This window comes from Bacillus sp. AY2-1, from assembly GCF_008368965.1.
Lineage (GTDB): Bacteria > Bacillota > Bacilli > Bacillales > Bacillaceae_G > Bacillus_A > Bacillus_A thuringiensis_S.
The window spans coordinates 1-11,393 of record NZ_QPEL01000176.1; the positions used below are offsets into that span (position 1 = coordinate 1).

The window sequence follows — 11,393 nt, forward strand, 5'->3', positions numbered from 1 at the left end:
CGAATATACTCATAATAAAACATCCGAAAATTATCAAAAGATAATATGAGTCTTTATACGTTCTATCAGGTGAACTTAGAAACTGTGATTGAAGATTTATGAAATTTTCTTTTCTTAAAACGGATCAATTACGTATTAATTTTTAAATTATTTTATCGGATACATATAGTATGTATCACCACCAAATGTATAAATCTTGCGTATGTAAATAAGAAAAGAATAAAGAAAACAAAAGAAGAACTTGTAAGAATTTCTACAAGTTCTTTTTTGGATAATGTAAAAAGGTGAAACAGACAATCTCATTATTTGTAATAGTGAAATTATCTTACTTATGGTTTTGTTTTATAGAAGATGTACTATTATATTTGAAGATTTGTTCTAAATGTTGATTAAAGGAAAATTAAAGACTGGTAGGGGAGAAGTGCATAAAAGAGAAAGCCTTCTTTACTTATTCTGAAAAGATAATTCAAAAAGCGATTTGTGTATAGAATAAGCAATGCATGAATTCATCGACATTGGTGATAATAAATAAGAGAATCATAAGCATGAACTTTAGTGGAATAGCTACAAGAAGGGGATAATTATAAAATTGTTAAAGCTCAGTATAATTCTATAATAGTAGATATAATTATTGGAATTTTCAACTTAGTTACTTTTCGGGTAGGGTAAGTAGAAGAAAATAGGAAGTTTTTCTTTGAAGAAAGCTCTTTTGACAGGAATAGATTTTTTCATAACTAGAACAAATAAATTAATAATCGCATATACTGTATTGTCGTTAAAGCAAGACAGTATTTTCTCATAACAAGGGAATCACTAGAAAAATATGTGATTCCTTTATTCTTCAGTATAATGTCAATAGTTGATTTGAAATAATCGAAGAAATAAAATCTTTGTTAATGGACAATCACATCATTTTAGGTATAGTAGGTTTATAATTTAGACTATAAAATTAATGTGTCTTTTATTATTTTAACCAAGAAGACTCCCTCCATAAGGAACTCACAGCAAGTATGAGTAAGTGGGAGTAGTTCAAAGCATGCAATATTGTTTGATTTGGCTAATACATAGATTTATCATCTCAGAACTGGTGTAAGAATTATAATGTTTATACCATTCTATTGTATTTTCTAAAGTCTGTTGTAGGGACCATTTTGGTTGCCAATCAAGATTGAATTTTGCTTTGCTAATGTCAAGATTTAGTAAATTTGCTTCATGAAAATTTATTGCGCCTATATTTTCTGCAGTCCAATCCCCACAGCCCCAAATATCTAGTAAACTTGTCACTAATTTTTCTACTGGAACAATATTGCTTAAGGATGGCCCGAAGTTCCATGCTCCTGAATAAAGGATACCATTATTTATAATTTTTTCTGTAAGGAGTAAATACCCGCTTAAGGGTTCTAGTACATGTTGCCAGGGTCTAATAGCAGTAGGGTTTCTAATAATAATCTTTTTGTTTGATTCTAATGCTCGTATACAATCAGGAATAATTCTATCTATTGACCAATCACCACCACCAATTACATTACCAGCTCGAACGCTTGCAATTATTTTCTTGTGGTGAGAAAAGTTTTCTTCTGAAAAGTAAGAATTTCGATAGGAAGAAATTAAAAGTTCGCAGCATCCTTTGCTTGAGCTATATATGTCATGGCCACCCATAGGATCAATTTCACGATAACCCCAAGGCCATTCTTTATTTTCATAGCACTTGTCACTTGTCACCATAATTCCTATTTTAGCTGATTCATGTAATCGAATTGCCTCTAGTACATTCATAGTTCCTACAACGTTTACCTCGTATGTTTCTCTAGGATATTCATATGAATACTTAACTAGAGGTTGGGCAGCTAAATGGAATACAATTTCAGGTTTATAATCTGTAAAAACCTTATTTAATTTATTAAAATCCCTAATGTCTCCACGAATATCAATTATATTGTTTTGAAGGTTAGTAATGTTAAAGTTATCATTTTTATTTTTAGGATCCAATGAATATCCGATTACAGTAGCACCTAATTCATTCAACCATAGGGATAACCAAGAACCTTTAAAACCAGTATGTCCAGTAATTAAAATTGTCTTTCCGTAAAAAGCATTATTAAAGTTTTGATTTAACAATTAGTCCACCTCCTTTAGTACCCTATTTTTAGGGGATTAGGTATAAATGTTTATTATTTTTATACCAATTAACAGTTTTTATAATTCCTTCTTCAATATTAATTCTAGGTTCCCAGGAAAGAGAGTTTTTTATTTTTTGCACATCTGCTTCAGGAACCCATCTTTCATTCGTTCTAGATGGAATTGCACCGTAATTTGGTCTGGAATTGGTTTTCAAATGTTTGAATAATAATTCTACATAATGTTTCAAGGGGTAAATAGTGCCACTCCCAATATTAAAGATTTCATTTTGTACAGTAGTATTCTCTACTGCTAGGATACAGGCATCTATTATATTTTCTATATAACAATAATCTCTTAATTGATTACAGAAAGTTAAATTTACATCTTTGTTTTGTAATACTTGCAAGATTATATAGCTAAAAATTTTATGTGGCTCCTCGCTTTCTCCGAATATGCCAAAAGGTCTTAATGTTATAAGATTAATGCTGTTTTCGCTAGCAATTTGATGGGCGAGTATAGTAGCAGCAGCTTTGGTACTTCCGTAGATATCCACAGGAGTTAGTAACATATTTTCATGAATAGGTTCCATCTTGTTACCGTATTCAGAACTACTCCCAAAATTGATAATTTTTTTACAATTCACCAATTTTGCTGCTTGAATAATGTTACATGTCCCTATAATATTTGTTTCTATAGCATGCATGTAATCTGTATGGGCAGAATTTACACCATAGGCTGCCAGGTGAAAGATATAATCCGGATTAACTTTCTTTATTGCATCCTGTACTTGTTTTCTATCTCGTATATCTATTTCATAGGTTTCAATATTTTTTATAATATCCTTTAGTCTCCAAAAATTTGATGGTGTTCTTATGAAAAGAACAATTCGTGCTTGTAAATTTAAAAGTCTTCGTGCCAAGTGAGAACCAATAAAACCGTATCCACCAGTAATAAGGAAAGTTTTATTTTTAAATGAAGTAATCATAGTGAAAATCTATCCTTTATTAAGATTTATTTTTAAATAAGGAGAGTATCAGTCTTAATTGTAATGAGGGGAGGAGTATTTAAAATAATTTTTTATTGTCGTTGTATCAATTTGGTCAGCAAATAAAGAGGAGGGGGATTTTTGAAAAGTATTATGAAGGGTATGACATGTCTTGTTCAATTGTTCAATATAAGGAATGTATATATAATCTAAAACTTCTGGAGGTAATTCTAAAGTTTCTTGTTTCCATAAATCGAACTCATTTGGATTAATAATTTGCATACTTCCAAAATGAAAAGCTATTAATTCATCTTGATCAATAAAAACTTTTTTATCTGTTTTTGATATAGAACTGCTATTTAAAATGACATTCCAAGGTGCTGCATCAATACCTTTATGAGTCATGATTTTAATATTAGAAAAGATGTTAGGAATGTGATTTAAATATTTTTGGTCACCCCATCTATTCATTTCAACATCATAATGATTATTGCAATATTCTAGGCATTTATCTTTCCACCATGTTAAAATTTCTTTGCTATTTTGATCGTTTTTGAAGCCTACTAAACCAGCTTGGTATATACCGTGTATGTTTTCAATTTCAGTAGAGCTTCTTTGAGGGCAAAGGAATACAGAGTATTTCCACCATTCATCAAGAATGATATTAGGTGCTGTAAAGAAATACATATCAGCATCACAATATATAATGTGATCAACTTCCGGATAAAGACTAAGGACATGTAGACATAGGGGCGCTTTTAATGTCCAACAATATTCTTGTAAACTTCTATCATTTTTTATACTGAGGAGTTCATGATTTTCAATATCTTTTACTGGAATTAGTATGGCGTGCTTTAATTTTAATGTCTCTAATATTTGATAAGTTAAATCATCCATACAACAAATCCATACAGTAAATTTAGCGTTGAAATTTTCTAAGGAATAATAAGAGGTCAATCCTTGAATTAATCGTTCTTTACTTATAATCATGGAAAAGTTCATAAAATGATTGGATTGATTCATTTTTCTTCTTAATTGTGAATCTTTATATAAGGTTTGAGCTTTATTTATATCTTTTTTACTTAAAAATTGTTTAGTATCTTTATTGAATTTATTTTTTAATTGATTTAAAACAAATTGAATTCTCTCTAAATACGGAGTGTAAATATGGTTTAATATATTATTGGGTATTGAAATTGCTCCTAAAGACCAAAGATCAAAATCATTTTCATTAAAGATAGTAATACATGCAAAATGGTAAACAACTAGTTTGTCGTTTTCAATAAATACATCGTTTTTAGTCTTGTCAATTTTATAATCGTTATTATATATACAGTTCCAAGGCGCAGCATTTATACCTAAGTTATTTGAAATTTTTACTTTTGGAAAATATATAGGGATATAATCTAAATACTTTTGGTCTCCAAATTTCCCCTCCTCAGCCTCGGCACTGCACCAATCTAGACATTTATTTTTCCACCATCTTACACTTTTTAGTCCATAGAGATCATTCTTAAATCCAATTAGCCCAGCCTGATATTTTCCATACATTTTTTCTACCCAATCACGATCTCTTTGGGGGGTAAGGAAAATAGAGTATTCACCCCATTCCTCAAAAATAATATTAGGATCAGAGAAAAAGCATAAATCACCATCACAATATAGAATAGATGGTAAATCATAATTGACCAATAAATATTCTATCAAGACAGATTTTAAAGTCCAACAATATTCATTTACTTTTCTTTTTCTTTTAATTGCTTTTAGTTCACTATCTTCTAATTCTTCAACTTGTAAAAGGTTTACATTAATTAAATTCATTTCTTTTAATAGTGAATATGCAAAAGGGTCTATACAACAAATCCACAATGTGAATTTTTCTGAGTACTGCATTAATGATTGCTGTAAAGCAATGATTTTCAAGACATATTCATTACCTACAATGACACAGAAATGATTATTTAGATCATGTTGTTGATTATAGAATTGGGGATTCATTCTTTTTTGAGTATTTTTTTTGGAGAGATTTGAAGCTTTAATTCCTGTTGAAAGCGGGTTAACTATTTTCTCATTAGAGGGGATATACAATCGAGGTAAACTTATTTTTTTATCATTAGAGTTCAATGTTTATTCAGTCCTCTCCACTAAAATTTATTAGGATTCCAACTTTCATCTACAGTTTTTAAATCTTTAGGTGTATCGACACTAGCCCAAAAGTCATTGTGTTCATAGACTGCGAGCTCATTGTCTTTTATTAAATTGCGAAGAGGATCTTCTTCTAGAACACAATCATCACTATCACCTAAATAATCGAATATTTCTTTGTTAAATACAAAAAAACCGCCATTAATTACTTCATCAAGTAATGGTTTTTCTTTAAAATCAATAGCAATTCCATTTTCGACCGTCAATAGGCCATATTGACTATTTTTTTTAATTCCAGTTAATGTAGCAATTTTTCCTTTTTCTTTATGGAATGCTATTAGTTGATCAATATCTATATTTGCTAATCCATCGCCATAAGTTAATAAAAAGGTTTCATCCTGTACAAAGGGTTCAAGTTTTTTTAGCCTTGCCCCGGTCATTGTATCAATTCCTGTATTTATAAAGTGTATATTCCAATTTTCTAATTCCTGAAGTAGCGTATATTGATTGGTTTTAAAATTCAAACTAAAGTCATTCTCTTTCCAGCTAAAGTCCATAAAATATTCTTTAATTTTCTCACCTTTATATCCTAGGGGCAAAATGAAATCAGAATGTCCATATTTTCTATACCAATTCATTATATGCAAGAGGAGAGGCTTTCCTTGAACTCGAACTAATGGTTTGGGAATGTCCTCTAAAATTCCTTGCATCCGAAGCCCTTTTCCGCCACACAAAATTATGACTTTCATAAATTTCTTTCCTTCCTCTCTATATATTTTACTAATTTAAACTATGTAGTTTGTTTGATAAATGTATACACGGTTGTACCATAATGACAATCAACTAAAAAATATATGTTAGATTTATAATTCAAATGCTGATTAAACGTGAAGAATACGCACTGTAGTTTATTCTCAATCTTATGTAAATTAGGTTATTCTAAAATCAATGCTTTATTTAATACTAATGAAAGAAATTACTTGTTTGTAAGATAAAAGAAGGGGAGGGGAATCAAGGGAATTAAAGAAGCTTATAATGAAAAATCTAAGAAGGAAATTAACTATTTAAAGGAAGAGTGAACAAATATTACATTGTAGATTTTACAAATTTAAAAAAGAGCACCGTATAAAGGTGCTCTAGTGATGGAATCAATTTTGTAAAGAACCATTTATTCAATAAAGAAGGACTTATGAGTTATTATATGAACGGTTTATTAATTAAGTGTGTATCAATTAGATGGGAATTTTATTTCTCTACACCTATTTTAATTTACTGGAAAAATCATGTTAAAAGTAAGAAGAAAAGTATTAAGTTAATGTTATTTTATTTAAAATATAATTCCAATCGGAATCATCACCTTCCCATCTATCCTGATAACGTGGGAGTTCAATTGAACAAACCCTCGATATTCCCCAATTTTGTTCAACGATATTAGATATATCCTCCTTAAAATTGACAATAAGAATATTAAAAACTTTATTTGTAATTTCGGATAATACGTTTTTTAATTCAACCGCTTCATCTCGATTTCCCCAAATCCTAATGAATAAAATTGATTCACTACTATTTATTTTTTCAAGGAATCGATTAATTCTAGTGTCTAATTTAGCTTTAAAAGAAGGATAGGTTGATTTCCAATCCTTTTCTGAGTCAATAGGAAAGTCATGCATTGAAAAACAATTATAATAAGTGTCCTTTATACAATAGGTAATTCGTTCTGCCCATTTAGTTTGATTATCAAATTCTGATTCAATAAGACCGTAACTTTCTGAACCTTCTATGACCATATTTTCCAACTTCATAAATTTTTCAAATCGATTTTGAAGTAATCTGTTTACATCTGAAAGTGATGGATAATAAAACCAATCTAAAGGTCCAGAAAATGTTCTTAAATGGTGCCTTTTGATTTGGTTAGTGACTTGACACAAGCCTCCTAAACTTACAATTACGCCATAGGATTTTTGTATATCATCTAGGTTCATCCTCATCATCCTTTTTAAAAGTAATTTAAATTATCTATTCAGTATATGATGCAATAACATATTGATGTGGACATATATATCAAAGTACATAGAGCTAAGACATTGGTATAAATTTGAAAAGTCAAAATCCCTAAGTTAAGGGGTTATATCTTTAATGTTATATCATTGAGGTGCTATTGGGATGAAAGTTGGTAGGGATTATACTCTCCAGTAACTTAAATTAGAAACCAGTTCTTGATTACTACAGTAAAATTGTTGTGCCTTTAAAAGAATCCTTAGATAAAAAAGAAAAATCTATTGGTTAGCATTTAACCAGTAGATTTTTCTTTGAGTTATTATCTTTTACATAATAATTATAGAAGATGGAAAATTCCACTTAGAAATAATTTTAAGCAGAAGAATAGACTAGTCTAATTTCTAATGGTTCCAGTATCTTTTATTTTGACGTGTGTCTTTACATTTATTTTAGCCTCTGCTAACGCTTGCAACCAATTTCCTTTTACTTTTTTCCACTCTTTATATTGAAATGCTCTAGCATATTGGGATAATCCGATTGGATCAATTTTATTCTGCTGTATTTCATATAACATATTTTGTAAATTATTATTAATTTCTTTTTGAATAGCACTTTTTAAATTATTTATATTTTTTTTATTATCATAGTGCCCTTTAATTGAATTCGGATTGGTTTTTTCTATTAAAGCTACATTAGCGTAAATATCGAGATTAAATACAAACTTTCCGTTTTGAAAATTAACAACTACCTTCCTTGTCGCGTTCTGTACGAATATAGAAGTGTTTGTTTTTTTGTTGGACTTTTTAGGAGGAAGCGCAAGGTGTAGTATCATTCGCCCGCTACTTTTTTGCTTATTTATAAGATTGAAAAATTTAACATCTTTTTTAGGGATATGAGTTAAATATTTCCCTTTTCGATTTAAAAATGCAATTCCTACTGTATCGATTTCATTCTTTGTTTTTTTGATAATTGGAACAGTTTGCGTCATTCCTTCTTCATTTTGTTCTCTCATTAATTGTTGAATTGTAGAAGAGACGGATTGGTTATTTTGAATTGACGATTCGATTACACCATTTATATAAGATGAAAGTGATGGTTTACTAGGCTTATGAATTGTAAAAATTTGTTCTGCAGGTCCATCTACAAGTACTACTTTAGCATTAATGGTAGCGTAAGGGTCACGGTAAGAAGAATCAAGCTCCTGCAACCAATTTGCTTCTTGCGCTAATTTTTTTCCAATTAAAATGATTTCAGCTTTGGAAGCTGTCATAAAGCCCGTTAACTTCGTATCTATCTTACTGAATCCAGTATATACAGTTGATGCTTGTGTCCAATGTTCTATAGTACTTTTTTGCTGTTTATGATGAAAGAGTGGTATGCTTGTTCCAACTTTTATGTCTCCATTAGGGGTTCTATCCAAGCCAATTAACAGGATTAATGAAACCTTCTCAAGAGGAATTCTCTGACTACAACCAATTATATATACACAACAAATTACAATCCATATCCATTTTCGAATCAAAGTTGTTTCCTCCTAGTAATCCAAGTAAAAAGAATACTGTAAGCGAAAAATAAGATTGGTAATAGAATAAAGAAAACGACATTTAAGATATCCATAAGAGAATATATAAACAAATATTGATCCACATCGGGATTTAGGAAAATAAATAGGCCAACTATAAATAACATAAAAGCAAGCAGCGCCCAATTGCGGGCGTTTTTTTGAAGTGAAATGGCCACAGATTCAAAACTGAAAAATAAATACGGATATATCGTAGTGGAAAATACAATTAAATAGTAAGCGATATATATAATTTCTAATCGTTCCATGAAAGAAAAACGAACCCCTTTTAACAGATGAAATACTGGCCAGATTACGTCTTTTATCCCCTCTGGACTAAAATATATATAAGAAAGAATAGTAACATATAGATAGAAAAACATGGTTCCAGTATTCGCTATTAGTAGTCCTTTTATGGCTTTTTGTTTTTTTTGTAAGAATGGATATATATAATATGCAATTTCTAGGCCAGCATAAGGAGTAATGGTTTCTTTTGTTGCCTTTACAATAGGGTATAATCCTTCTTTAAATATAGGTAGTAGGTGTAAAGGATTGTAGTTAGTCTTTAGTGAAAAAAGAAGAAATAGTGGCATCCAAGTAGTGAAGAAGAAAACAAGCATAGAATAACTAGTAAGAGCCCTTAACCCACTCAGGGTTAAAATAATAAAAGGTAATAGTAATAATATGGTGATTTGATAAGCAGGAGTGGAAGGGAATATCCACACTTTTACAATATCGGTTGCCTTTAATAAAGTATTAAATCCAGCAAAAAATAGATAAAAGGCATATGCAAGAAAAAGAATTGTCCCTATCCATTTACCAAAGTATGTTTTTAAGATTTGTGAGAAATTTTTGTTAGGATTTTTTTGTAACATTAATATAATAAATACCCCGATTATAGAAGTAACTATCCATCCGAGAATGATCGAAATCCAGCCATCTGTGCCAGCATTAGTAGCAAGGGGGCTTGGCATAATTAACATACCAGATGCAAGTTGAAGCGAATGAATGAAAATAATAAATTCGAATAAAGTTACTTTTTGGAACTTAAGATTTCCCATGTTAACCACCTTCTTTTTTCTTTCTTTGTTTCGGCTGTCCTGTACTCGAGCGGGTGGTAATCATCGAAATAGGAAATCTTACAAAAGAATCTTTTAACTCTTGGAGACGAAATGGTGCGATTGGCATTCCATATGGTGAACCATAGGAAGTTAGTGAAACAAAATGAGCAAATAAAAGCATTAATCCACTAACAATACCTACAATCCCATAAAAGTAAGCCAATAACATCATTGGAAAACGGATAAGGCGTATAGAACTTGATAAATCATAATTAGAAACAATAAATGAAGCAATGGCTGTAATAGATACGATAATAACCATAACGTTACTAACAAGACCAGCTTGAACAGCCGCCTGTCCAATTACAATGCCTCCAACGATTCCAATAGTTTGTCCAATTGGTTGTGGTAAGCGAATGCCAGCTTCACGTAGCATTTCTAGTGTAATTTCCATTATAAAAGCTTCCAATAAGGGGGAGAAAGGGACTTTGACTCTTGATGTTGCAATAGAAGTGTATAAGTCTATAGGAATAATTTCAAAGTGAAAAGAGACTATAGCAATATAAAATGCGGGTAAAAAAATAGCTATAATAAATCCTGCAAATCGTAATAAGCGAAAAAATGATGCGATGAGCCAATGAATATTATAGTCATCTGGGGTTTGAAAAAATCCAATCAAATTCATAGGAACAACCATTGCACCAGGTGATCTATCCATTAACACTGCTACTTTCCCATCAAGTATATGATTTGAAATGGCGTCTGGGCGTTCGCTTAAATAAGCCTGTGGAAAAGGAGTCCAATTTTGATCTTTTGTATAATTAGATAGCTCTCCAATACTTAATACCGCATCTGTTTTGATTTTACAGATTCTAGTTTCTATTTCTTGGACTACATCTGCGTTTGCTACATCACCTAAGTAAATTAAATAGACTATAGAAGTGGCTCGTTCTCCAATCGTCAGCTTTTTGATCTTTAACTCTGTAGAAGGAATATATCGACGAATAAGACCTATATTTTTTGTGGCATTTTCAATAAATCCATCATGGGATCCTTTAATAGTAACTTCTGAAATTGGCTCTTGAATCGCCCTTTCTGCCCAGCCTTTTGTGTTTATTAGAAGTGACCGCTTTTCTCCCTCCATAAACAGTACACATTGCCCCTCAAGTAACCCTTCTTTAATTTCATTCCATGTATATACTATTTTGGTATGAGTAGCAATAATATTAGAATTAAATATTTGACTGTCTTCATTTACTTCTTGTAATAATGGTGTAACAACATTGGTTTTTAATGCAACACCATCTGTAAGGCCTTCAAAATAATATAGTAAAATATTCGTGTTTGTTTTTAATTGCAAAGGATGTTCAATTAAATCTGCACTAATATCAAAGATATTATCTAGTGTATTTTTAAGTTGTTTTAAGTTACTTGTTTGAATCTTTTCAATGGTTTTATCTGTCTTAGTTGCTAAGGTCTCTTCATTTAAGGACAAAATTGACACCTCTTTAATATATAACGA

At 30.5% G+C, this 11,393-nt stretch carries 8 protein-coding genes; all 8 read right to left on the minus strand.

Annotation, left to right across the window (positions count from 1 at the left end):
• Window positions 1-1,029: 1,029 nt before the first annotated feature.
• Window positions 1,030-2,118, minus strand: a complete 1,089-nt coding sequence (gene rfbG / locus DN403_RS27520; protein ID WP_000934343.1) for a CDP-glucose 4,6-dehydratase — start codon at window positions 2,116-2,118, stop codon at window positions 1,030-1,032.
• 28 nt (window positions 2,119-2,146) lie between these two features.
• Complete coding sequence (locus tag DN403_RS27525) at window positions 2,147-3,106, minus strand: NAD-dependent epimerase/dehydratase family protein (protein WP_000633065.1); 960 nt, start codon at window positions 3,104-3,106, stop codon at window positions 2,147-2,149.
• A gap of 54 nt (window positions 3,107-3,160) precedes the next feature.
• Entirely contained in the window at window positions 3,161-5,230 is a 2,070-nt protein-coding gene (locus tag DN403_RS27530) for a hypothetical protein (RefSeq protein WP_001087536.1), read from the minus strand.
• Window positions 5,231-5,250: 20 nt separating this feature from the next.
• Window positions 5,251-6,000, minus strand: coding sequence for a sugar phosphate nucleotidyltransferase (locus tag DN403_RS27535; RefSeq protein WP_000864426.1), 750 nt, complete (start codon window positions 5,998-6,000; stop codon window positions 5,251-5,253).
• Between the two features lie 558 nt (window positions 6,001-6,558).
• Window positions 6,559-7,233: a papain-like cysteine peptidase gene (locus tag DN403_RS27540; RefSeq protein ID WP_149185966.1), complete on the minus strand. Its 675-nt coding sequence runs from the start codon at window positions 7,231-7,233 to the stop codon at window positions 6,559-6,561.
• Window positions 7,234-7,643: 410 nt separating this feature from the next.
• Window positions 7,644-8,771 carry a Ger(x)C family spore germination protein gene (locus tag DN403_RS27545; protein ID WP_000619984.1) on the minus strand — a complete coding sequence of 376 codons (1,128 nt, stop codon included), beginning with the start codon at window positions 8,769-8,771 and terminating at the stop codon, window positions 7,644-7,646.
• A complete protein-coding gene (locus DN403_RS27550) occupies window positions 8,768-9,871 on the minus strand; it encodes a GerAB/ArcD/ProY family transporter (RefSeq protein ID WP_000527367.1) in 1,104 nt (367 codons plus the stop codon). Before DN403_RS27550 ends, DN403_RS27545 begins: the two co-directional genes overlap by 4 nt.
• Before the next feature lies 1 nt (window position 9,872).
• Entirely contained in the window at window positions 9,873-11,366 is a 1,494-nt protein-coding gene (locus DN403_RS27555; protein WP_149185967.1) for a spore germination protein, read from the minus strand.
• Window positions 11,367-11,393 lie beyond the last annotated feature (27 nt).